Annotated in this window: 19 protein-coding genes and 1 tRNA gene; 15 read left to right on the forward strand and 5 right to left on the reverse strand. The window is 63.2% G+C overall.

The features are described from left to right. Window positions 1-2 precede the first annotated feature (2 nt). Window positions 3-1,856 carry an AsmA-like C-terminal region-containing protein gene (locus LB536_RS23175; RefSeq protein ID WP_140758951.1) on the reverse strand — a complete coding sequence of 618 codons (1,854 nt, stop codon included), beginning with the start codon at window positions 1,854-1,856 and terminating at the stop codon, window positions 3-5. A gap of 204 nt (window positions 1,857-2,060) precedes the next feature. On the opposite strand from LB536_RS23175, the gene LB536_RS23180 reads away from it, so the two are divergent. Next, window positions 2,061-4,019, forward strand: coding sequence for an acetoacetate--CoA ligase (locus LB536_RS23180; protein WP_224596688.1), 1,959 nt, complete (start codon window positions 2,061-2,063; stop codon window positions 4,017-4,019). A 247-nt stretch (window positions 4,020-4,266) separates the two neighbouring features. On the opposite strand, the gene LB536_RS23185 is transcribed toward LB536_RS23180, so the two are convergent. Further along, entirely contained in the window at window positions 4,267-8,274 is a 4,008-nt protein-coding gene (locus LB536_RS23185) for a PAS domain S-box protein (protein WP_224596690.1), read from the reverse strand. Between the two features lie 248 nt (window positions 8,275-8,522). Between LB536_RS23185 and LB536_RS23190 the strand changes: the two genes are divergently transcribed. From LB536_RS23190 to LB536_RS23215, 6 genes are all read left to right on the forward strand, one after another. Next, the gene (locus LB536_RS23190; protein WP_140758954.1) at window positions 8,523-8,981 is read left to right on the forward strand and encodes a phasin; all 459 of its coding nucleotides are present in this window, start codon (window positions 8,523-8,525) and stop codon (window positions 8,979-8,981) included. Between the two features lie 352 nt (window positions 8,982-9,333). After that, window positions 9,334-9,410, forward strand: a tRNA-His gene (locus tag LB536_RS23195). A gap of 130 nt (window positions 9,411-9,540) precedes the next feature. Further along, window positions 9,541-10,002 carry a DUF6538 domain-containing protein gene (locus LB536_RS23200; protein WP_224596691.1) on the forward strand — a complete coding sequence of 154 codons (462 nt, stop codon included), beginning with the start codon at window positions 9,541-9,543 and terminating at the stop codon, window positions 10,000-10,002. 66 nt (window positions 10,003-10,068) lie between these two features. Beyond that, a complete protein-coding gene (locus tag LB536_RS23205; protein WP_224596692.1) occupies window positions 10,069-10,236 on the forward strand; it encodes a hypothetical protein in 168 nt (55 codons plus the stop codon). Between the two features lie 272 nt (window positions 10,237-10,508). After that, on the forward strand, window positions 10,509-11,549 hold the full coding sequence (locus LB536_RS23210) for a LacI family DNA-binding transcriptional regulator (RefSeq protein WP_140812953.1): 1,041 nt from the start codon (window positions 10,509-10,511) through the stop codon (window positions 11,547-11,549). 31 nt (window positions 11,550-11,580) lie between these two features. Continuing rightward, window positions 11,581-12,000 (forward strand): GlcG/HbpS family heme-binding protein, encoded by a 420-nt coding sequence (locus LB536_RS23215; protein ID WP_224596693.1) that lies wholly within the window; start codon window positions 11,581-11,583, stop codon window positions 11,998-12,000. A gap of 30 nt (window positions 12,001-12,030) precedes the next feature. On the opposite strand, the gene LB536_RS23220 is transcribed toward LB536_RS23215, so the two are convergent. Both LB536_RS23220 and LB536_RS23225 read right to left on the reverse strand, forming a co-directional pair. Next, complete coding sequence (locus tag LB536_RS23220) at window positions 12,031-13,062, reverse strand: L-idonate 5-dehydrogenase (RefSeq protein ID WP_224596694.1); 1,032 nt, start codon at window positions 13,060-13,062, stop codon at window positions 12,031-12,033. 15 nt (window positions 13,063-13,077) lie between these two features. After that, a complete protein-coding gene (locus LB536_RS23225; protein ID WP_224596696.1) occupies window positions 13,078-14,013 on the reverse strand; it encodes a 2-hydroxyacid dehydrogenase in 936 nt (311 codons plus the stop codon). Between the two features lie 124 nt (window positions 14,014-14,137). Between LB536_RS23225 and LB536_RS23230 the strand changes: the two genes are divergently transcribed. The 8 genes from LB536_RS23230 (at window position 14,138) to LB536_RS23265 (ending at window position 21,599) form a co-directional block, all read left to right on the forward strand. Next, window positions 14,138-14,905 carry an SDR family oxidoreductase gene (locus LB536_RS23230; protein WP_140758973.1) on the forward strand — a complete coding sequence of 256 codons (768 nt, stop codon included), beginning with the start codon at window positions 14,138-14,140 and terminating at the stop codon, window positions 14,903-14,905. Then, the gene (locus tag LB536_RS23235; protein WP_224596698.1) at window positions 14,874-15,449 is read left to right on the forward strand and encodes a gluconokinase; all 576 of its coding nucleotides are present in this window, start codon (window positions 14,874-14,876) and stop codon (window positions 15,447-15,449) included. Before LB536_RS23230 ends, LB536_RS23235 begins: the two co-directional genes overlap by 32 nt. A 1-nt stretch (window position 15,450) precedes the next feature. Continuing rightward, a complete protein-coding gene (locus LB536_RS23240) occupies window positions 15,451-16,335 on the forward strand; it encodes an NAD(P)-dependent oxidoreductase (RefSeq protein WP_224596700.1) in 885 nt (294 codons plus the stop codon). An 80-nt stretch (window positions 16,336-16,415) separates the two neighbouring features. Beyond that, window positions 16,416-17,912, forward strand: coding sequence for a sugar ABC transporter ATP-binding protein (locus LB536_RS23245; RefSeq protein WP_140758961.1), 1,497 nt, complete (start codon window positions 16,416-16,418; stop codon window positions 17,910-17,912). A gap of 20 nt (window positions 17,913-17,932) precedes the next feature. Then, window positions 17,933-18,988 (forward strand): ABC transporter permease, encoded by a 1,056-nt coding sequence (locus LB536_RS23250; protein WP_140758962.1) that lies wholly within the window; start codon window positions 17,933-17,935, stop codon window positions 18,986-18,988. Window positions 18,989-19,037: 49 nt separating this feature from the next. Next, window positions 19,038-19,973: an SMP-30/gluconolactonase/LRE family protein gene (locus tag LB536_RS23255; protein WP_224596704.1), complete on the forward strand. Its 936-nt coding sequence runs from the start codon at window positions 19,038-19,040 to the stop codon at window positions 19,971-19,973. A gap of 71 nt (window positions 19,974-20,044) precedes the next feature. Beyond that, complete coding sequence (locus LB536_RS23260) at window positions 20,045-21,160, forward strand: substrate-binding domain-containing protein (RefSeq protein WP_224596706.1); 1,116 nt, start codon at window positions 20,045-20,047, stop codon at window positions 21,158-21,160. A gap of 106 nt (window positions 21,161-21,266) precedes the next feature. Continuing rightward, window positions 21,267-21,599: a hypothetical protein gene (locus LB536_RS23265; protein ID WP_140758965.1), complete on the forward strand. Its 333-nt coding sequence runs from the start codon at window positions 21,267-21,269 to the stop codon at window positions 21,597-21,599. Between the two features lie 241 nt (window positions 21,600-21,840). On the opposite strand, the gene LB536_RS23270 is transcribed toward LB536_RS23265, so the two are convergent. Then, window positions 21,841-22,899, reverse strand: coding sequence for an ornithine cyclodeaminase (locus LB536_RS23270; RefSeq protein WP_224596709.1), 1,059 nt, complete (start codon window positions 22,897-22,899; stop codon window positions 21,841-21,843).

Consider the following 22,899-nt stretch of genomic DNA (forward strand, 5'->3'; position numbering starts at 1 on the left):
CCTTATTCGCCCGAAACGCCGCGGCTTATCGGTGAAATGAACGGCGTGCTCCAGGTTCCGCCGACGAAAAACGACGACTGGTTAGGCCCCTGCTGGCCGCTCTTTTGCGTTGCCGGCTGATCCGACTGGATGACGCCGCCCGACAGCGCCAGTCCGCGTCCTGCGTAGGATGCGATGCCGGAAAGCCAGATCTTGTATTTCGCCGAATTGGCCTCGGCCTTGTCGAGTCTGGCCACGCCTCTCGAAATGGTTGCCTTCACTTCGGCCCCATCGATGGGCAGCGTCCCGTCCGAGACATCGTCGAGCGCGAAGAAGCCGCCCTGTTCGGTGTGCTTGAGAAAGGCAGGCAGGTTGAACTTGCTGAGCGCGCCAGGGCCGAAGGTCGCCGAGACCGAGCCGTCGGCGTTTTCAAAGATCGAATCCCAGGTCCTTCCCGGCCCCTTGAGGATGACCGAAACGGTGCCCGTGCCGACCGGCACCAGCCGGGTCATCCCGGCCGCGGTACCGAACGCGCCGCCATCGACATCGGAGGCCAGCAGCCGGATCTCGACCTGGGTGCCCTCGGGTTTGCGGTCGAAACGAAGGCTGGTCTGGATGTTGCCGCCAAAAGCCGAGGCGTCGGAGATGTCGAAGACGGAAAGACCGTCCTTGACCTGGGCGGTGGCCGCGACATCGGCAAGCTGGATGCTCCCCGCCGTGGCATGGGCCGCCGACAGCCTGAGATCGAGATTGACCCGGTCGGCGAAACTCGTATTGACCTGACCTGGCTCGCCGCTGCTCGCCGGTCCAAGCGACGTGAAGGCGGATAGGAACGACCTGAGGTCGAGCGTGTCGAAGGCAAGTGTGCCCGAGATCACCGGCTGCGTCTCGCCAAGAGACAGGTCCAGCGCGCCCATGCCCGGGTTGTTGTCCAGCGCCAGCGCCGTGTTTTCGAATTTGACGCGTCCGGCCGACGCCGTCACCTTGCTCGAAATGCTGACCGAGCCGATCGCCGCGCTCGGCGCAATGCCGGCCTGTGACCATTCCAGCACGCGGCGCAGCGAGGGGGCCGCGAATTTCACCTGGCCGTCGAAATAGGCGTTTTCGGACATGTTGGCCGTGCCGTCGAACGAGAAGGTGGCGGGCGCTGCCTTGAAGGACAGGGTGAGCGGCGCCATGCCCCCGGCAAACAGCACCAGCGGTCTCGGCGAGGCGGCATCCACGGTCACGCTTTCGCCACGCCAGATCCCTGTCGCGGATAGCGTCGCATTGCTGTTCATCGCCGCCCATGTGGCCTGGCCGCTAAGACTGCTCAAGATCTCCATATCCTTGCCGTTGACGGACGCCACCATGCGGCCGTCCCTGAACTCCACAGTGCCGAAAGTGTCGGTCGGCAGCTTGTCCAGGTCGGGCTTGGCGGGGTCGGTCTTGACCAGGCCACGGGCCGCGTCGATGGAGCGCGCGATGCGCCCGCCGGTCGGCGCCGTGGGCAGGAACAGCCCGTCCGCCGTGCGCTGGACCCGGATCGTCGGCCTAATCAGCCGTGCCGTGGAAAACACCACATCGCCCTGCAATGCCGCCATGGCCGAGAGGTCGACCTCGACCCGTTCGGCTTCGACGACCGGCGGCGCATCGGCATCCGTCCACTTCGACAGCGTCACATCGGTCAGGATCGCGCGGAATTTCGGCCAGACCTCGATGCGCGGCGACCCCTCGATGGCCACCCGAAAGCCGCTCCAGGCGCTCAATTCCCAAGCGATGCGGTCACGCACGATCCGCGTCGAGGCGATCAGCGGCAGGGCCGCGACCACCAGGGCGATGACGATCGCGGCAACACCGATCGCCCATACTCCGCGGCGGATCAAGGATGATGGCATATAGCCCCGTATGCTTCCATTCCGATAAAAACGATCGTCCGACGGGTGTAACCCGTGTCGTCACTACGACTTAGGGCTGACGCATTTCAAGTCTTTATGGCCCGGCGATGGCATTTGCGCACACCTGGCTGAGTCGGCCCAACAAAATCTTGCTCTGCTGCGCTGCGATATGCATAAGCGATGACGACCGTGGGAGGATCGATCATGGCTGGCGAAGTACCGCTCTGGACCCCAACGCAAGACCAGATTGATGCCTCGCCCTTGACCGCCTTCATGAAGGCCGCGGCGGCGAGTACCGGCAGTCCATTCTCTTCCTACGCCGATCTTCACCGCTGGTCGGTCGAGAACCGGGAGGCGTTCTGGGATCTCGTCTGGGATTTCTGCGGTCTTGAAGGCGACAAGGGCGAACGACTGCTGCTCGATGGCGAGAAGATGCCCGGCGCCTCTTTCTTCCCGGACGCGTCGCTGAATTTCGCCGAAAACCTTCTGAAGAAAACCGGGGCCGGCGAGGCAATCGTTTTTCGTGGCGAGGACAAGGTCGAGAGGCGACTGTCGTGGAACCAACTGCATGGCCTGGTCTCGCGCCTGCAGCAGCTTTTCCTGTCGCTCGAGGTGAAGAAGGGTGACCGTATCGCGGCGATGATGCCGAACATGCCCGAAGCCGTCGCCGCCATGCTGGCCGCCGCCTCGATCGGGGCTGTCTGGTCATCCTGTTCTCCCGATTTCGGCGAGCAGGGCGTGCTCGACCGGTTCGGCCAGATCGAGCCCGTCATCTTCATCGCGCCGGACGGCTATTGGTACAATGGCAAGGCGATCGAGGTCGCCGACAAGGTCAAGGCGGTCGCGGCCAGGCTCGGCGGCGTCCGCAAGATCCTGCTCGTCGACTATCTCGGCACCTCCGCCGACGTGGCTGATACCATCGACAAGGCCGTGGCGATGGAGGAGGCGCTGTCGCCCTTCGCCATTAAGCCCGTCACCTTCGAGCGGCTGCCGTTTTCGCATCCGCTCTACATCCTGTTTTCGTCCGGCACCACCGGCATTCCCAAATGCATCGTCCATTCGGCCGGCGGCACGCTGATCCAGCATGTCAAGGAACACCGGCTGCATGCCGGCCTCGGCGACGGCGACCGCTTCTTCTACTTCACCACCTGCGGCTGGATGATGTGGAACTGGCTGGTATCGGGTCTGGCCTCTGGCGCAACGCTGCTGCTCTACGATGGCTCTCCCTTCCACCCCGACGGCAACGTGCTGTTCGATTTCGCCGATGCCGAGAAGATGACCTTCTTCGGGACCTCGGCCAAGTTCATCGATTCCGTGCGCAAGGCCGGTCTCAAGCCGATCCGCAGCCATGATCTCTCGACGGTGCGCGCCATATCCTCCACCGGGTCGCCGCTTTCGCCCGAGGATTTCCGCTTCGTCTATGACGGGATCAAGAAAGACGTGCATCTGGCCTCGGTATCCGGCGGCACCGATATCGTTTCGTGCTTCGTGCTCGGCGTGCCGATCGAGCCGGTCTGGACCGGGGAGATCCAGGGGCCGGGCCTCGGCCTCGCCGTCGACGTCTGGGACGACGACGGCAAGCCGGTCAGGCAGGAGAAGGGGGAATTGGTTTGCACCAAGGCCTTTCCGTCCATGCCGATCGGCTTCTGGAACGATCCCGACGGCAAGAAATACCAGGCGGCCTATTTCGAGCGTTTCGACAATGTCTGGTGCCATGGCGATTTCGCCGAATGGACCGATCATGGCGGCATTATCATCCACGGCCGCTCGGACGCGACGCTCAATCCAGGTGGCGTGCGCATCGGTACGGCGGAAATCTACAACCAGGTCGAGCAGATGCCCGAAATCCTGGAGGCGCTGTGCATCGGCCAGAATTTCGACAATGACGTGCGCGTCGTGCTGTTCGTGCGGCTGGCCGCGGGTGTCCAACTGGACGAGGACCTGGAAAAACGCATCCGCGCCAAGATACGCAGCGGCGCGAGCCCCCGCCATGTGCCGGCCAGGATCGTCGCCGTTTCGGACATTCCCCGTACCAAGTCGGGCAAGATCACCGAGCTTGCGGTGCGCGATGTCGTGCATGGTCGTGCCATCAAGAACAAGGAAGCGCTCGCCAACCCGGAAGCGCTGGAGTTGTTCCGCGACCTGCCGCAACTTGCGCAGTGACCGCAACCGGCATGGTTAACGAAATATGTCGCGCGAATTTACCTAGATTTCACGAGTGGTACACATTCGTAAATTTTTTGGCGACCCGGTAAGGACTTGTTAAGGCCCGGCGTCGATAGTCGCACGTAACTTGAGGGAGAAATCCCGTTCCTCAGCCCCCGGAGGATCTGAATTCAGCTCAAGCCCCCGTTGTGACAGCAATCCCATCTCTTAAGGCGTCCTCTGGGCGCCTTTTCTTTTCGGCTTGCTATTCCGCCAGCACCCGAGTCGACGGGAACGCGACCTCCACCAGCGTGCCCTCGCCGGGTGTCGAATTGATGCTGAAGCGGGCGCGGTTGGCTTCCACCATGGCCTTGGTCAGCGGCAGGCCAAGGCCGGTGCCGTCGCCGCGCCCGCGCTTCAGGGCGTTGATCTGCTTGAATGGCTTCAGCGCCTGCTCGATCTCGGACTGGCTCATGCCGATGCCGGTGTCGCGCACCCGCATGACGACGTCGCCCGAGGTCTCGTAGGCGGTCGAGACGATCACCTGGCCGCCGGCCTGGGTGTAGCGGACGGCGTTGGACAGGATGTTGAGCGCGATCTGGCGCACGCTGCGCAGGTCGGCCACCACTTCCGGCAGCCGCGAGGCGAAGCTGGAGCGGATGATGACGCGTTCGCGGTTGGCCTGCGGCTGCATCATCGCCACGGTTTCGGCCAGCGTATCGTTGAGCGACACCGCCTCATAGGCCATTTCCTGCTGGCCGGCCTCGATCTTCGAGATATCCAGGAGATCGTTGACCAGGTCGAGCACGTGGTTGCCCGAGCGGTTGATGTCGCGCAGATAGTCGCGGTAGCGGTCATTGGCGACCGGCCCGAACTTCTCGTCGACCATCAGTTCGGAAAAGCCGATGATGGCGTTGAGCGGCGTGCGGATCTCATGGCTGATGCGGGCGAGGAAATCGGTCTTCTGCGAGGAAGCGCGTTCGGCCACGGCACGCGCCTGGGTGAGATCCTCCTCGGCCCGCTTCCACTGCGTGATATCGCGCACCACGGCGCAGAAGCCGCTGTCGTTGGGCAGCCGGCCGATGGTCATGAACAGCGGGATGAAGCGCCCCTGTGCTTCGCGGCCGATCACCTCGCGGCCATCATTCAAGACGCTCGCCACGCCAGGCTCCGACAGGCCGGTGAGATAGTCGCGCGCCGCGCGCTGGCTCTCGATGGCAAACAGCGAGGCGAACGGCTTGCCGGTCACCTCGTCGCTGTCGAAACCGAATAGCGCCTCGGCCGGGCGGCTGATCGAACGGATGGTGCCGTCGCTGCCGATCAGCACGACCCCGTCGGTGGCGGTGTCGATGATGGTGCGCATCTCGGCGATCCGTGCCTTGAGCTCGGAAATGTCGGGCTGCGTCGGCTCCTCGCCGATCGCGTGCAGGGCCACAGGCGCATCATCCTCGCCGGAACGGCGAACGACCAGCATCAGGCCCTTGCCATCGCGCCAGGGTACGGAGCGCAGGATGGCGTCGATCGGAAATTCCTGTCCGTCGCGCGTCTTCAGCCGCAGCGCCCGGTCGCTGCCGTCGGAGGCGCCGTCACCGGCATAAGGATCGGCAAACAAAGCGCCGAGGCCGCCCGCATCCTCCAGATCCTCCAGCGTCCCGTACCCGGTCAGGTCGAGGAATTCCTCGTTGGCATAGTGCAACTGATCGCCCGAATGGATGATGAGCGGCACCGGCAGCTTGCCGAGAAGCGATGTATCCGGCGTCTTGTTTTCGTTGCCGACGGAAAAAGCCGACGGCATGAACCCTGCGGTTTTGAGTGGCGGCACTTGCAGGCGTGGTCGCTCGGCAATTGTTTCGGTCGTTTCATGCGTGCCGCCGGTTTCGCCGGCGGCCGCAGGCGCGCTTGACGCTGCCGCTTCCTCGTCGGCCCAATCCTCATTGTCCTCGGCGTCGCGAAAATCGTCTGACGTCATGCCGTCGCCATCGGCCGGCGGTGCCTTGGCAGGCCCTGCCTGCGCCGGCGCCTCGCCATCCCCGATTATCTCCTGCGCCTCGGGCGCCGGCGCCTCGTCGGTGCCGCCGGCGGCACGGGCAGGCTCGTGCTCTTTGCCGGCATAGTCGAGCAGGGAGCCCGAGGCCGACGGCTGCGGAGATTCGGAGGTCGGTGTCTGTTGTTCGACCTGATCCGGCTCCGCACCGTCGAGCCGCGCCAGATCCCTCTGATCCTCGGCATCGCCCGTGGAAGGTTCGCCCGCATCCGGCTCGTCTTCCGCATCGGGCGCTGGTATCTCATGCGCCGGGTCGGCCACCGGTTCCTGGGTCGACTCTGTTGGTTCCGCATCCGAGGTGGCGATGTCCGCCGGCGGCTTCGCATTGGTCGCCGGCTTGGTCGTGTCTTGCGGCTCCGACAAAGAGCCTGTCCCGGCATCTGGTTCCGCCTGCCTTGCCGGCTTTATTGCTTCAGCCTCCGGCGGCTCTGCCGTGGAACTTTCTTTCTTCAGACGCTCGCCGATCTCGCGGAACGCGCTGCGTTCCAGCGTCGACAGCCCCTTGTCATTGGCTGGTTGCCTGTGTTCGGCCAGCCGGATGACCTTGTCGGCGAACCGCCGCTCCGGTTTCGGTACGATGACCAGCGCCGGCACTTCGCCCTTGAACGGATCCGATGGCTTTGGCTCTCCGGCCTCTGGTTCTTCAGGCACCGTCTCCACGGCTTCCGGTTTCGGTGCCGCCGGCCTCTCGCCATTGGGCACCAATGCCATGCCGATCGCCTCCGGATCGACGACCGCATCCCCGGTTCGCGCGACGCCGAAGCCGCGGAAGCCTTCGAAAGCGCGGCTGCGGCCATAGACAGGCAATGCCGCCAGGTCGACCGGGATCTTCAGGTCGGTGCCGACGACCGGCCACAGCACCGAGCGGCCGGACCAGGTGTCGCGCCGCTCCAGCAGGCCGGCGATCTCGCCGGACGCATCAAGGCCGAAGGTCGCCGCGACATCCCTAAAGCGTCGGCCGATCACGTCGGCGGCCGGATGGCCGACGACATCGGCGAATTCATGCGACAGCGCGCTGAACTTGCCCTCGGCGTCGGTACGCCAGACGAAACGCAGCGGTGCCGCCGAGCGGTCTATCGTCCGGGTGGCCGAAGCTGTAGTCGGGGCTGCCGGGGAGGGGACCTCGTCCTGCTTCACGCTGTCCACCGAAGCCTCGGTGCCAGCCTCGGTCGTGCTTTTGGGTTCCGGCGCGGCCGGCGCGTCGTCTTCTCCGGCATTGAAATACCAATGATCATGCTGTGCCGGCGTGCCCGCCGCCGGCTGGTCATTGTCGGCGGCGACCGGTGCCGGCGCGGTCGGCTCCTCGATCTCCCGCTTTGCCCGTTCAGGCATATCGTCAGCCACGGGCTCGGAAGGGGCGGGCTCCTGTTCGATCTCGGCAGCGGCCGGCAACCGTTCGATCGCCTCCGTCCGCGAAACATCTGTTGTCGGCTGATTGTCCTGCCGAGACCTGGATTCTGGCGCGGCGGTTTCCGCTGCCTCCGTTGTGGCGCCAGTCTCTTTGGCGGGGCCTTCCGTTGCCGCGGACGAGCCGTCCCCCGAAGCCGCCGCGGCAGATGCGCTGTCTTCGAGTTGGTCCTCGTCGATCACCACCAGCAGATGCCGCTCCGGCGTCAATCGGGCGAGGCCCGCCGGGTAGGAGGTCCTGCCGCCCGGAACGAGGCGCTTGACGATGCGCTCGCCCTCGGCCGCGACGTCGGCCACCAGGGCCGCCAGTGTCGCGGGCTGGATGCCGAGCGCCGAAAATCCTTCCGAGGCGGCCTCGACATTGCCCTTGGCATCGACGAAGGCAATGAAATGGCCGTCTTCGGTTAAGCCGCTGATCGCCCGGCCGGCGATCTCGGCGGCACTGCGCGAACCGGTCTGCGCCGCAGGCACCGCCAGCATGATGGCGTTCTCGCCGTCGGGCAGCGTCACGGCACTGGCAAGAAAGCCGACGGCGCGGCTGGTCATGCCGGTTGCCAGGCGCACCGTGATCGAGCGATCGCCGCCGATCTGCGGGAAACCGCTGGTCGCCATGATCTGACGGCGCGCGATCAGCGGCAGCCGCGTCGACGCGCCGATGATCGCTTCGATATCGGGATAGCCGAACATGGCGGCTCCAGGCCCATTGGCCCAGACCACCTGCTCGAGGTCCACCGACAGGATCGCGATCGCGTCGCCGGCGGCAAACCGCTGGCGGACCGCGTCGAGCACGGCGACGTCGAGGAAGGAATATTCGGACGGCATGCGCTTGGCGGACCCTCACGGAGCGGCGAATTTGCAGTTAACGCTTTGTTAATAAAAGCCGCAGCCACGAAGGTCCACAAGCCAGAACGTGCAAAGGCTGAATTTTGGCCGTTTGGTTAACGGCCAAAAACATTTTTTTGTGCACTGCAACAAAGATATTGCAATGCACAAAATTTGCCTTTATATTGCCATCATACATGAACGAGACGGCTTTCTGTCAAAGCCGCTGCCGCTGAAAAGGATGGAAAATGTCCAGGACCAAGACTGCCGAGACGATCGAAAACGTTGAATTCCCGAGCTTCGACGCTTCCAAGGCCACCGACCAGATGCGCGCTTTCGCCGAAAAGGGCGTTGAGCAGTCGAAGGAGGCCTACGCCAAGCTCAAGACTGGTGCCGAGGAGACCCAGAAGGCCCTGGAGTCGACCTACGAAACAGCCAAGGCTGTTTCCAGCGATCTGTCGCTCAAGACCATCACGGCGCTGCGCGCCAACGCCGAGGCCGGCTTCTCGCATCTCGAAGCCCTGATCGGTGCCAAGTCGCTGTCGGAAGTTGTCGAACTGCAGACCGCCTTCCTGCGCAAGCGCGTCGAACTGAGCGTCGAGCAGGCCAAGGACTTCCAGGCTGTTGCCTCCAAGGCGGCCGAGGATGTCTCGAAGCCGATCAAGACCGCCTTCGAAAAGGCGATCAAGGAAATCAAGGCCGCCTAATAAATGCGCATCGTCCGCGGATGCAGCAAAAGGTCGCATTTTGTCGGACAAATAGATGTGAGATAGTGACGGTCAATTGAATACCCGGCGGGTGGAACCTCCTCCCTCCACCTCCGGGGTGACCAGCCAGCACCTCCTCCCGCTGGCTCGTAACAGGAAAAGGCCGGCACCTCCTCCCGCCGGCCTTTTTCTTTGCCCGGCGATATGGGTGCACCGCTGTGGGGAAGTGGCCTTTGCTTTGCAAAAGCCTTGAATTAGAATTCATAAGCCCGTAAGGACGCATCGCCGAACGACAGAGCGGATCGCGGAGAATGAACCTTCCACCTCGATCCTGCTACTAACGTTAAGACGTGCCGTTGTAGCTCAGATGGTTAGAGCGCCGGATTGTGGATCCGGAGGTCGCTGGTTCGATCCCAGCCAACGGTACCATCGGATTTCCCTCGTAAGTATCTGACTTCGCAGCAGAAATTCGCAAAGCAAGGCTCTGCCATTGCGGCGTTTTGCCGTTTTGTGTTACGTATTGTGTTACCTATTGTGATACAAAAAGCGGATTGGTACCGTGGGACGACGTCGTGAAGAGCAACATCCTGACCGCTTCCTGCAATTGAGGGGCGTTCATTTCCACTACTATCGCCGCGTGCCCAAGGAGGTCGGCGACCTCGACCGGCGCGGTGCATTCGTTCGGCGCGCCCTCGGCACCACTGACCGAAAAAAGGCGCGTACCGCCCGAGATCTCAACGAGGCAGCCGACAATGCTCTGTGGGCATCGTTGATGCTGGGTGAAAATCCACAGGCGGCGCGCGTCCGATACGACCAAGCCATCAAGCGCATCGAGTCGCTGGGATTCGTTTATCGGTCGCTCGCCGAGATTCTCACCGCCGAACCGTTGGAGACCATTCTACAGCGCTTCGAAAACACGATATCTGAGCCGGCGAAATCGCCTGTGGTGGGCGCTGTCGCAGGCATGGTCGAACGACCTGATGAAAAGATATCCGAAGCGCTCAAGGTCTATTTTTCCTAGATCGTTCGCGATGAGCTTCGCACCGAGAGCCCGGATCAGCGCAAGCGCTGGAAGGCCAAGCGGCAGATGAGCGTCGATGTGTTCATCGAATTGGTCGAGGACAAGCCGATGAGCAAGATCACGCGCGAGGACGCGCTGAAGGTTCATAAATACTGGCTCGACCGGGTGGCGTCGGACGAGGGTCCCAGCGATCGCTCAGCCTCGACTGGCAACCGCAACATGGGCAACCTGTGATCACTCTACGGCGATTATTTTCGCCACTTGGGATTCCCCGAGCAGAAGAACCCATTTGCCGATCTCTCTTTCAGCGACAAATCGAAGCGCAGTCGCCCGCCGACGCGTGTTGCCAAGGCGGCGTGATATCGATAACATGCGGGCGGCAGTCCGATTATCAAGGGGGGGGGCATGAACTGGGGTGGACGTCAGATCAAGCTGCTGCGTTGGCGCGCTGCACTCGTGCCTGTGGCAGCGCGCGGACCAGTACTACCTATCGATGGGACGATCTGATGGCCAAGGCTGTTTCTTCGAAATCCGTCGAGAGCCACGCGCCGACAATGGCCGACGTGGCGGAGCGCGCGGGAGTATCGGCGATGACCGTCTCGCGTGCCCTGAAGGAGGGCAGCCGTGTTTCGAAGACGACGCGCGAGAAGATCATGGCCGCGGTCAACGACCTCGGCTACGTGCTCGATCAGTCGGCCGGCACGCTGTCGTCGCGCAAGACCGGCTTCGTTGCGGCGATCGTGCCCTCCATCAACAATTCGAACTTTGCCGACACAGCGCGCGGCATTACCGATGAATTGGAGAGCACGGGACTTCAGCTCTTGCTCGGCTACACGGACTACACGATAGAGAAGGAAGAGAGGCTGATCGAAGCGATGCTGCGCCGGCGGCCGGAAGGCATAATTCTGACCGGCGGCGCCCACACGGAACGGGCACGCCGCCTGCTGGCAAGCGTTGGCATCCCGGTGGTCGAAACCTGGGAGTTGCCGGTCAGGCCCATCGACCAGGTCGTCGGCTTTTCCAACGAGGAGGCGATGGGCCTGCTCGTCAAGACGCTGGCCAGGAAGGGGTACCGGAAGTTCGGCTATATCGGCGGCACAACCTCACGCGATACGCGAGGCAGCCAACGGCGCGAAGGCTTTGTCAGGGCCATAGAGGAGCTGGGTCTGCCGCCCGGCCGCCTCGTGTCCTTCGGCGTGCCGCCGATTTCCATCGAGCAGGGAGGCCAGGCGCTCGTCAGCATGCTTGAGCGCTGGCCCGACACCGAGGCGGTGCTTTGCGTCTCGGACCTGTCGGCCTTCGGCGCGCTAATGGAATGCAAGCGCCGTGGCCTGCAGGTGCCGAAAGACATCGCCATTGCTGGCTTTGGCGACTATGAGGTCGCCGCCTTTTGCCACCCCGGCATCACCACCGTGAATGTGGACTGCTACGGCATCGGCCGGCAGGCTGCCCGCAGGCTAATCCAGATCATCCGTGGTGACGAGAAAAAGCGAGACCAGGAAATCGTTCTGACAGCCTATCGCGTGGTTGAGCGCGAAAGTACCTGAGCCCCCCGACATGAGGAAGAAGGGCGGTTCAATGGCCATGTTTCGCGAAACCATCAGCCTCACGCATGCCGGAGCGTTGAAGGCGGTCGCGGCCGGCTCGGCACGCGCGACCGCCATTGGCGTACCGCAATGTCTTGTGATCGTCGATGCGAGCGGCGAGACATTGGCCAGTCTGCGCATGGACGGTGCCCGGTTTCTCAGCCTGCGCACGGCACAAGCAAAGGCGCGCACGGTGGCGTCGGTCAACGCTGCTACAGGCGGCATGGCGCCCGATGCGGCGCTTTGTGCCGGGATCGCTTCGCAAGGTAGCGTGACCAATCTACCTGGCGGCCTGCCAATCCGCTTCGACGGCCGTCTGGCCGGTGGCATCGGAGTTGGTTCGGGAACCGGCGAACACGATTTCGACGTGGCTCGCGCCGCGTTGGCTGCGATTGGTGCCGACGTTGTTTGAGTTGCGCGCAACCGCGCGTTCAGCGGACTTTCAGAAGGCGATTTGCACCTTCATCGACTTGTTGCGGTCGCCGGCGACCTCGAAAGCGGCGATCGCCTCATCGATCGGATAGACCCCGGTCAGCAGCGGTTTGACGTCGACGCGGCGCCGGTTGATCAAGTCGACGGCAAGTGCGAACTCGTCGTGAATACGGAAGCTGCCGCGCATCTCGATCTCCTTGGCGACGATGAGGTTTTGCGGGATCGACAGGTCGCCGCCAAGGCCGAGCTGCACCAGCACGCCGCGCGGCTTCAGGACGTCGAGCCCGCCCCGCAAGGCGCGCTCATTACCGGAGGCTTCGAACATCACATCGAAGCTCCCTTTGTCGACATTGTAGGCGGCGAGCTTGTCGCCCTCGGCAGCGACATTGATAGTGCGGTCGGCGCCGATCTCCAAAGCCTTGGCCAGCACGCCGTCCATGACATCGGTCGCAACGATCTCACGCGCGCCGTGGGCTCTTGCGGCGAGGATGCAAAGCGCGCCGATCGGACCGCTACCGGTGACAAGCACTCGCTTGTCGAGCAGCGATCCGGCGCGGTTCACCGCATGCAGCGTGACAGCGAAAGGCTCGGCGAAGGCGGCTTCGTTGATGGAAACGTCGTCGGCGACCTTGTGGCACTGCCACGCCTCGGCGACGAGGCGCTGACGGAAGGCGCCCTGGATGTGCGGCATCGGCATGGCGCTGCCGTAAAAACGCATGTTGAGGCACTGGTTCTGCATGCCTTGCAGGCAGTAGCGGCAGGCATTGCACGGCCGGCTTGGTGAGATTGCGACGCGGTCGCCGATGGCGAGAGAGGAGACGCCGCTGCCCAGCGCCCTGACCGTGCCGGCGACCTCGTGGCCGAGGATCATCGGTTCGCGCAGGCGGATCGCGCCGAAGCCGCCGTGGTTGTAATAGTGCAGATCCGAGCCGCAGATGCCGCCAGCTTCGACTGATATCTCGACTTGCCCCGTGCCGAGAGTCCCCGGATCGGTCTCTTCAATCCTCAAATCCTTTGCCGCGTGGATGACGATCGACTTCATGGGGGCGATCCTTTCTCAGACGACCGGTGTCAGCAAGGATTTTGCGCCGAAATGGGCGGCAAGATTATCGCGAACCAGCTGCCCCATCGCCTTGCGGGTCTCTACCGTACCACTGGCGTGGTGCGGTTGAAGTACGACGTTGGAAATCCTCAGGAATCGCTCGTCGATCGTCGGCTCGTTCCAGAACACGTCCAGCCCGGCACTTTTGATCGTTCCCGATTCCAACGCCGTCAGCAGTGCCGTCTCGTCGACCGTGCTGCCGCGCGAAATGTTGATCACGATGCCGTCCGGTCCGAGTGCGGCCAATACCGCAGCATTGATGATGTGCTTTGTGCTGTCGCCGCCAGCCAGCGTGACGATCAGGAATTCGCTCGTTCGCGCCAGCTCGACCAGATCGCCGCAGAAGTCGTAAGGCAGGTCCTCGCGCTTGCGCACATCGAAATAGGCGATCTCGCAGTCGAAGGCCGCGGCGCGTTTGGCCACTGCCGCGCCGACACGGCCCATGCCCACAATGCCCAGCCTTTTTCCGCAGACACGCGTGACCAGCCCCATATTCCCCTTGCGCCAGCTTCCATCGCGCACATAGGCGTCGGCCTGCGGGATTTTTCGCGCGACGGCAAGCAGCAGACCGATGCCGATGTCGGCCACGTCCTCGGTCAGCACATCAGGCGTGTTGGTGACGCGAATACCGTTGGCCCTGGCGTAGGCTAGATCGATGGCGTCGGTGCCGACGCCGTAGCAGGAAACAATCTCGAGCTTCGGCAGCTTCGCCATCAGCGCGGCGCTGGCGCCAAGCTCGCCCCGGGTGGCGATGGCGCGGATGGTGCCGGCATGGCTGGCGATCAGCGCGTCCTTGTCCTGGACCTGCCAAAGCTTGTGAACGCGATAGGTGCGCTCGAGGTCCTCCATGTCCCATTCCGGATAGGGGCCAGTCATCAAAATGTCGGTCATGGCGCTCTCTGCTCCCAGTTCATTTTTTCCCATTGACTATGTTATCGATAACATCCATGTCAATAGGCATTGGCGAAGCGCAACGCAAATCGCGTCTGCTTCAGGACATCTCGCGGGAGGGCCTATGGGCAGTTCATTGTTCGACTTGACCGGCATGCGGGCGCTGATCACCGGGTCGGGGCAGGGCATCGGCCTGGCCCTGGCGGAAGGGCTGGCTGAGCACGGCGCTGAGATCGTGCTCAACGGCCGCACCGCCAGCAAAATTGAGGCGGCGGCGGATGCGCTGACAATGAGAGGCTTCAAAACCCATAGCGCTATCTTCGACGTCACAGATCATGCGGCTGTAGCGAACGGCGTCGCCGAAATCGAGGCTGGCATCGGCGCCATCGACATCTTGATCAACAATGCCGGCATGCAATTCCGCACGCCGCTCGAGGACTTTCCCGCCGACAAATGGGAGGAGCTGTTGCGGACCAACATCTCCAGCGTTTTCTTCGTCGGGCAGGCGGTGGCGCGGCACATGATCCCACGTAAGCGCGGCAAGATCATCAACATCGCTTCGGTGCAAAGCGAACTGGCGCGCACCAACATTGCGCCCTACACCGCCACAAAGGGCGCGGTGCGCAACCTGACGCGCGGCATGTGCGCCGATTGGGCCAAGCACGGGCTGCAGGTCAACTCCATTGCTCCGGGCTATTTCAAGACTCCGCTCAACAAGGCGCTGGTCGACAATCCCGAATTTTCGGCCTGGCTGACCAACCGCACGCCGGCAGGACGCTGGGGCGACGTCGGCGAACTGGTTGGTGCCGCGGTGTTCCTGGCTAGCCCGGCCTCTTCTTTTGTCAATGGACACACGCTTTATGTCGACGGCGGCATCACCACCTGCCTTTGAGCCTGCACTCATCGTCGTGATGGGTGTGAGCGGATGCGGCAAGACCAGCGTCGGCATCGAGATCGCCGCGCGGTTTGGCCTTGCCTTTGTCGAAGGCGACACGTTGCATCCGTACGGCAATGTCGAAAAAATGTCTGCGGGCATGGCGCTGACCGACGAGGATCGCTTGCCGTGGCTCGATCTGGTCGGCGCGGCCTTATGTCTGGCGCGCCAACAGGGCCGTGGGCTTGTCATCAGTTGTTCGGCGCTGAAGACATCGTACCGCGACCGGTTGCGTCAGGCGGCAAACGGACCGGTGTTCTTCGTGCATCTCGAAGGGACGCGCGCGGTGCTCCAGGCGAGATTGGCGGAACGCCGCGGCCATTTCTTTCCTCCGGCGTTGCTCGACAGCCAGTTCGCCGCACTGGAGAGTCCTGCCGGCGAGCCGCTGGTGGTCACCGTCGACATCGACGCTCCGGTGGACAGTATCGCAGATGCGGCGCTGAATGGGCTTAGCGCCCTCGGCATCGTTCCGGCCGCCAAGTTGAAGAGAGAGGCACGTTGAGATGATCCAAGCAACGAAAGTCGCCGTCATCGGCGCCGGCATCATGGGATCGGCGATCGCCACAAGGCTGATCGAGACAAAGCAAGAGGTGACGGTGTTCGATCTCGACAAGGCCAAGGTCGCGGCGCTGACAGCCAAAGGTGCGGCATCGGCGGTGTCGGTTGCCGAGGCGACGCGGGCCAATGACTTCGTCATCCTCAGCCTCAACCATGCCGACATCGTGCGCGCGGTGGTGTTCGGCGAAGGCGGTGCCGCTGCCACAGCGTCGTCCGAAAAGCTGCTGATTGACATGTCATCAATTGATCCTGCCGACACCGCGCGGATGGCAAAAAAACTGGCGGCCGAGACGGGCATGAAATGGCTCGACTGCCCGCTGTCGGGCGGCGTTCCCGGCGCATTGGCCGGCCGGCTGACGGTGATGGCCGGCGGAGAGCGGGCCGACTTCGAACGCGCCCGCGCCGTGATGCAACATCTTTGCGCCAATTACACGTTGATGGGTCCAAGCGGGGCAGGGCAGACGACAAAGCTCATCAACCAGCTGTTTTGCGCGGTTCTGTTCCAGGCGGTTGCCGAAGCGGTCAAGCTTGCCGAGGCCGGCGGTGTCGATCCCCGGACGATCCCGGCGGCGCTCAAGGGCGGGCGCGCCGATTCCAGCATCATGCAGGAATTCATGACGAAGTTCGCCGCACGCGACTATTCGCCGACCGGCCGCATCGACAACATGCTGAAGGATCTGGATTCTCTGCAATCCTTCGCGCTGAAGACCAGGACGCCGCTGCCGATGACCGGGCAGGTCGTCGAGATCCACCGCCTCCTTTGCGCTGCCGGTTTGGGGCCGAAGGACTCGGCGGAGATGATGCGCCTGCTCGACGGTAAGTCCGCCTGATCGATCGCTCCGAATTTGATGCTTGACGCCCTGAAATGTTATCGATAACATAATTTGGCGATCTCGGAAGGAACGCGATTGTGGCCCACGAAAAACTGATCGAGTTCAAGTCGATTACGAAGGAGTTTGGCGGCACCCGCGCTCTCTCCGACGTGACACTCGATGTCGGCAAGGGCGAGATCCTGGCGCTGCTCGGCGAGAACGGCGCCGGTAAGTCGACGCTGATCAAGACGCTTGCCGGGATCTACCGGCCTGATGGCGGCCAGATACTGTTTTGTGGCGAGCCCTATCACCATCACCCGCCACGTCCCAACCAGCGCCAGCCCGTGGCCTTCATCCATCAGGATCTCGGCCTGATCGAATGGATGACGGTCGGCGAGAACGTCGGCCTCGCCCAAGGGTTTTCACTGCGCTCCGGCCTCATCGATTGGCGCGCCACCGAGGAGCGGGCACGTGAAGCGCTGAAGCTGGTCGGTTGCGACTTCGATCCGACGACGCGCGTCCAGGATCTGACCCGGACCGAAAAATCACTGGTCGCCATTGCCCGCGCGCTAGCCACCGAGGCCGATGTGCTCGTGCTCGACGAACCGACCGCCAGCCTCCCGGCCGACGAGGTCGAGCGTCTGTTCGACGCGATACGCCCGCTCAAGCAGCGCGGCGTCGGCATGATCTATGTCTCACACCGGCTTGATGAAATCTTCCGCATCGCCGACAGGGTAGCGGTCCTGCGTGACGGCAGGCTGATCGGGCAGAAGCAGGTCGCCGACACCAGGCCGGAAGAACTGGTCGAGATGATCGTCGGCCGTCCGGTAAGCCAGGTTTTCTCCAAGGTAGAGACCGAGGCCGGTGAGACCATCTGTGCCGTCCGCGACCTGGTTTGCGTCGGCGCCGGCCCGGTGTCATTCGAGGTGCGCAAGGGCGAGCTGCTTGGCCTGGTCGGGCTGCGCGGGGCCGGGCAGGAACTGGTCGGTCGTGCTTTGTTCGGCTGCCAGCCATTTGCCGGCACGGTGACCATCCGCGGCGCCACGCCGGATCTGTCGAGCCCGATCGCCGCGATGGCGTCCGGCGTCGGGCTAATCGCGCGCGACCGCACTGAGGAATCGATCGCAGCCTCGCTGTCGATCCGAGAAAACAGCTTTCTTAATCCAGGCGCCGGGATGCGTGGCCTGTTCTCGTTCTTGGCGCCCCACAAAGAGGCAGCCCTTGCGCAAGCCATCGGCGCCTCGGTGGGCTTGCGCCCCAATGATCCGAACCTGCCGATCGAGGCATTGTCCGGTGGCAATCAGCAGAAAGTTGTGGTTGGGCGCTGGCTGCACACCGGCCGTACCTTGCTGATCGCCGAGGACCCGACAGCCGGCGTCGATGTCGGCGCCAAGGCCGAGATCTACCGGCTGATCGGGCACGCGCTCGAAGCCGGCCTGGCGGTCGTCGTCGTGTCGACCGACTTCGAGGAGATCGCTCATATCTGCCATCGTGCCCTAGTGTTTTCGCGCGGCCGCATCGTGCGCGAACTGACTGGAAAAGACCTCACCACGTCCGCCGTGATCACTGCGGCATCGGCTTCCGAAGCCGCCTGATTTTTTTGGGAGCAAAGCCCATGCAATCGATCGAATCCAGCGCGCTTGAGCCGACCCGCGGTGAGATGGCCAGCCTATCCATGAGGCAGAAGATCGCCCGGCTTTTGCCTGTCTACGGGCTGGTGATCTTGACCGTGCTGTTGATCCTGCTGTTCTCGATCCTGCTGCCGAACACCTTTCCGACGCTGCTCAATCTGCGTTCGATCATTTCCGACAAGGCGATCATTGCGCTGTTGTCACTGGCTGCGATGATACCGATGGCGTCGGGTCGCATCGACCTGACAGTCGGCTATGGCATCGTCTTGTGGCACATCCTCGCCATCAGCCTGCAGACAATGTTCGGCTTCCCATGGCCGCTAGCGGTGCTGATTGTGTTGCTGCTCGGAGCCGCGACCGGCTTCCTCAACGGCCTGCTGGTCGAAGTCGCCCGCATCGATTCCTTCATCGCCACGCTCGGCACCGGCACCGTGCTCTATGCACTGGCGCTCTGGCACACGGGCGGCAGGCAAGTCGTTGGCGTTTTGCCCAACGGTTTTTATGCGCTTAACGGCACCATGGTGTTCGGGCTGCCAATCACCGGCCTCTATGTCTTGGCCATCGCCGTCGCGCTGTGGATCATCCTCGAATACCTGCCGATCGGCCGTTACGTTTACGCCATCGGCGCCAATCCAAAGGCTGCGGCGCTGAATGGCATTCCTGTGCGCCGCTTCGTCATCGGCGCCTTCGTCTCCTCGGGTTTCCTGACGGCGCTGACCGGCGTGCTGCTTGCCTCCAAACTGCGCATCGGCCAAGCGAGCGTTGGTTTGGAATATCTGCTGCCGGCGCTTGTCGGCGCCTTTCTCGGCTCGACCACCATCAAGCCTGGGCGCGTCAATGTCTGGGGCACGATGACCGGCGTCATCATCCTGGCCGTCGGCATTTCCGGCATCCAGCAGTTTGGCGGCTCCTTTTTCGTCGAGCCGCTGTTCAACGGGGTGACACTGCTCGTCGCCATCGGCATCGCCGGCTACGCCCAACGTAAGCGCGGTGCCGCCCAGCACGTCAGGATCAGGAACGCCCAGCCACCCGCGGAGTAATCGGCCCGCGGCCGCACTCCCGGTGCCGGAACCTATTCGGAACGACAGTATGAGCGACTACGAGATTCTGGACGACCGTTTCGGCAAGCTGATCATCGGCCATGCCAAGCTCGAACGGTTGTGGACCGGCAGCCGCTGGGCAGAAGGTCCTGTCTATGTGCCATCGGCAAAGCATTTGCTGTGGTCTGACGTCCCCAACGACCGGCTGCTGCGCTACGACGAAACCGACGGCTCCGTCAGTGTCTTCGAGACGCCATGCAACAACCAGAACGGCCACACACTTGATCGCGAAGGCCGCGTCGTCGGCTGCGAGCATCGCGGGCGCCGGGTCTCCCGGCTCGAGCATGACGGCCGCTGGCAGGCCCTGATCGAAAGCGTCGATGGCAAGCGGTTCAATTCGCCCAACGATGTGGTGGTCAAATCCGACGGAACGATCTGGTTCACCGACCCCGTCTACGGCATCGACAGCCACTATGAGGGCAAGATCGCCAATCCAGAGATCGGTGGCTCTCACGTCTACCGGTTTGACGAGGCCGCGGGCGAACTGACCACTGTCATCACCGATAGGGTGCAGCCGAACGGTCTCGCCTTCTCACCCGACGAGAAGATACTCTATGTCTCGGACACCGGCGCCAGCCATGTGCCGGGCCTGCCGCGCGCCATCCACGCGTATGGACTCGCTGACAACGGCCGCTCGGTTCGGGCAAGTGACATTTTTGCAGAATGTCGAGCCGGCATGTTCGATGGGTTCCGCGTCGATCGCGACGGAAACATCTGGTCGTCCAGCGCCGACTCGGTGCGGGTTTACGCGCCGGACGGGACACTGATCGGCCGGGTGCTGGTTCCTGAACTGGTCTCCAATCTCTGTTTCGGCGGCCCCAAGCGCAACCGCCTCTACATCACTGCGCAGACATCGCTCTACGCCATCTACGTCGACGCCCATCCGGCCGGGGTTGGCCCGGTTGCCGGAGATATCAGTCGGTGAGGGGGCGCCGACGTTCCACCGCAACGTTCCAAATCGCACGCAAATTCTTGAAAGCTAAGGGAGGTACCAACATGCAACGCAGGACATTTTTAAACGCTTCCGTCGCCTGGATGGCGATGGCCATTGCCACTCCGGTTCTGTTCTCCGGTCAGGCGAGGGCGGACGCGATGGCTGATGCCATGGCGGTGGTGCAGAAGTATGCCCAGAAGGTCACGGCCTGGGACGGTCCGACCACTGGGCCGAAGGCGCAGCCCGGCAAGACCATCGTCATTTTGGCCGGCGACCTCAAAAACGGCGGCATTCTCGGCGTCACCACCGGTGTTGAGGAAGCCGCCAAAGCGATCGGCTGGGAGGTCAAGGTCATCGACGGCGCCGGCTCGATTGGCGGCCGCACCGCCGCTTTCGGCCAGGCGATGGCGCTGAAGCCCAACGGCATTGTCATCAACGGTTTCGACGCCGTCGAGCAGGCGCCGGCACTGGAGCAGGCCAAGGCCGCCGGCATTCCGCTGGTGTCCTGGCATGCCGGCCCGGTGATCGGACCTGACGAAAAAGCCGGCGTCTTCGCCAACGTGTCGACCGACGCCATGCAGGTCTCCACCGCCGCCGCCGACTGGGCCTATGCCGACGCCAAGGGCAAGCCCGGCGTCGTCATCTTCACCGACTCGACCTATGCGATTGCCATCGCCAAGGCCGACAAGATGAAGGCCGAGATCGAGCGGCTTGGCGGTAAGGTGCTCGAATATGTCGACACGCCGATCGCCGAGACTTCGCAGCGCATGCCACAGCTGACGACCTCACTGCTGCAGAAATACGGCGATGCCTGGACGCATTCGTTGGCCATCAACGACCTCTATTTCGATTTCATGGGTCCTTCGCTCGCGGCTGCCGGCAAGGCCGGCACCGATGCGCCGATCAATGTCGCCGCCGGCGACGGCTCGGAATCAGCCTATCAGCGCATCCGCGCCGGCCAGTTTCAGAAGGTGACGGTGGCCGAGCCGCTCAACCTGCAGGGCTGGCAGTTGGTCGACGAACTGAACCGCGCCATGGCCGGCGAAAAATGGTCCGGCTATCTGTCGCCGCTGCATGTGGTGACGGCCGACAATGTCGAGTTCGACGGCGGCCCCAACAATTCGTTTGATCCCGGTAACGGCTACCGCGACGAGTACAAGAAAATCTGGGGCAAATAGCATCGTCAACGCGGGCGCTTCAGGCGATGCGCCCGCAAGCCTTCCCGCCGGCATCCGCTCGCAAAGGCTTTGGTGTGCAAATGCAAGCAAATCAGGAACCATCGCGATGATCATCCGCTACGCACTCTTTGAAGGTGAGATCCACGCCGGACGCGAGAGTGAGTTCCGACATTTCGTCAGGGAGCGGTTGGTGCCCCTGTGGACGCAGTTTCCGGGCGCCGAGGAAGTGCGCGTGCTGGACGGCACGGCTCGTGACGACGGCGCGCCGGGCTATGCCATGGCGCTCGCCATCCGCTATCCCGACATGGATACTTGTAACAAGGCGCTTCAGTCCAGCGTGAGATTTCAGAGCCGCGACCTGACCAGCGAACTTCTCAAGATGTTCACCGGCCGCGTCCATCACCATGTTTTCGAGGCCAATGAATACGCCATTGCCTAGCGCGGCGTCGGTGGTGGGGAGTTCGGACACGCCAAGCCGACGCGGCTTTGGCCCTTGCCTTGGGCCAATCGGGGCGAATTTGAGTCATTTTACGCTTGGTTCACACCTCACGGCAGTGGTCTCCCGAACCAGCGACCATCCGCTCTCGCTTCCGGTCAGTCGCTATCACGCAATAATAGTTCCAGCCGCCGAACTTCGCGCATAAGGCAGCGGAATTCGCTGCTGCCCCTGGAGGCCCCCCTCAACCCGCCGGCTGCATTGCCGCCCTCTCCAGCATGCCGAACAGGTCGCGCGGCTCGTCGGGGTCGGCGAGCAGGTCGAGCTCCTCGTAGAGGCCGGTCGCCTGGAGCTGGTCGCGGACATAGCGCAGCGCCGAAAAATCCTCGGTGGCGAAGCCGACGGAATCGAACAGCGTGATCTGTTCGGGCGCCTTGCGGCCCTCAGCCTGGCCGGTCATCACCTGCCACAGCTCGGTCACCGGATGGTCGGCGTCGAGCTGTTGGATCTCGCCCTCGACGCGCGTCTGCGGCGGGAACTCGACGAAGATGTCGGAGCGCAGCAGGATGTCGCGATGCAATTCGGTCTTGCCGGGGCAGTCGCCGCCGACCGCGTTGATGTGGACGCCGGTGCCGACCATGTTGTCGGTGAGAATGGTGGCGTACTGCTTGTCGGCCGTCACCGTGGTGATGATGTCGACGCCTTCCACCGCATCCTGGCCGGTCGAACAGATGATGATGTCGAAACCCTTGCCGGCCAGGTTGCGGGCGCATTTTTCCGAAGCCCGGCGGTCGATGTCGTAAAGCCGCAGCCGGTCGATGCCGGTGAGCGCCTTGAAGGCGATGGCTTGGAATTCGGACTGGGCACCGTTGCCGATGATGGCCATGACGCGCGATCCCTTAGGCGCCAGATATTTGGCCGCGAGGGCAGAGGTGGCCGCGGTGCGCAGCGCCGTCAGGATCGTCATTTCAGTGAGCAGCATCGGATATCCGGAGCCGACATCGGCGAGCACGCCGAAGGCGGTGACCGTCTGGCGGCCCTCGCGCATGTTCTTCGGATGGCCGTTGACATATTTGAAGCCGTAGAGCCGGCCGTCGCTGGTCGGCATCAGCTCGATGACGCCGTCATGGCTGTGCGAGGCGATGCGCGGCGTCTTGTCGAACAGCTCCCAGCGGCGGAAATCCTCCTCGATATAGGCGGCGAGCTCGGTGAGGAAGCGCTCGACGCCGATGGCGTGCACCAGCTTCATCATGCGGTCGACGCTGACGAAAGGGACGATAGCAAGGCGCGAAGGCTGGCTCAT

The sequence above is a fragment of the Mesorhizobium sp. ES1-3 genome, assembly GCF_020164795.1.
In the GTDB taxonomy this organism is placed as follows: domain Bacteria; phylum Pseudomonadota; class Alphaproteobacteria; order Rhizobiales; family Rhizobiaceae; genus Mesorhizobium.

Bases quoted from the DNA above. Each gene is read 5' to 3' on its own strand.
- LB536_RS23175 (WP_140758951.1), bottom strand. From the start codon at position 1,856: ATGCCATCATCCTTGATCCGCCGCGGAGTATGGGCGATCGGTGTTGCC.
- LB536_RS23180 (WP_224596688.1), top strand. From the start codon at position 2,061: ATGGCTGGCGAAGTACCGCTCTGGACCCCAACGCAAGACCAGATTGAT.
- LB536_RS23185 (WP_224596690.1), bottom strand. From the start codon at position 8,274: ATGCCGTCCGAATATTCCTTCCTCGACGTCGCCGTGCTCGACGCGGTC.
- LB536_RS23190 (WP_140758954.1), top strand. From the start codon at position 8,523: ATGTCCAGGACCAAGACTGCCGAGACGATCGAAAACGTTGAATTCCCG.
- LB536_RS23205 (WP_224596692.1), top strand. From the start codon at position 10,069: ATGAGCGTCGATGTGTTCATCGAATTGGTCGAGGACAAGCCGATGAGC.
- LB536_RS23210 (WP_140812953.1), top strand. From the start codon at position 10,509: ATGGCCAAGGCTGTTTCTTCGAAATCCGTCGAGAGCCACGCGCCGACA.
- LB536_RS23215 (WP_224596693.1), top strand. From the start codon at position 11,581: ATGGCCATGTTTCGCGAAACCATCAGCCTCACGCATGCCGGAGCGTTG.
- LB536_RS23220 (WP_224596694.1), bottom strand. From the start codon at position 13,062: ATGAAGTCGATCGTCATCCACGCGGCAAAGGATTTGAGGATTGAAGAG.
- LB536_RS23225 (WP_224596696.1), bottom strand. From the start codon at position 14,013: ATGACCGACATTTTGATGACTGGCCCCTATCCGGAATGGGACATGGAG.
- LB536_RS23230 (WP_140758973.1), top strand. From the start codon at position 14,138: ATGGGCAGTTCATTGTTCGACTTGACCGGCATGCGGGCGCTGATCACC.
- LB536_RS23235 (WP_224596698.1), top strand. From the start codon at position 14,874: ATGTCGACGGCGGCATCACCACCTGCCTTTGAGCCTGCACTCATCGTC.
- LB536_RS23240 (WP_224596700.1), top strand. From the start codon at position 15,451: ATGATCCAAGCAACGAAAGTCGCCGTCATCGGCGCCGGCATCATGGGA.
- LB536_RS23250 (WP_140758962.1), top strand. From the start codon at position 17,933: ATGCAATCGATCGAATCCAGCGCGCTTGAGCCGACCCGCGGTGAGATG.
- LB536_RS23255 (WP_224596704.1), top strand. From the start codon at position 19,038: ATGAGCGACTACGAGATTCTGGACGACCGTTTCGGCAAGCTGATCATC.
- LB536_RS23260 (WP_224596706.1), top strand. From the start codon at position 20,045: ATGCAACGCAGGACATTTTTAAACGCTTCCGTCGCCTGGATGGCGATG.
- LB536_RS23265 (WP_140758965.1), top strand. From the start codon at position 21,267: ATGATCATCCGCTACGCACTCTTTGAAGGTGAGATCCACGCCGGACGC.
- LB536_RS23270 (WP_224596709.1), bottom strand. From the start codon at position 22,899: ATGAGCCAGCCTTCGCGCCTTGCTATCGTCCCTTTCGTCAGCGTCGAC.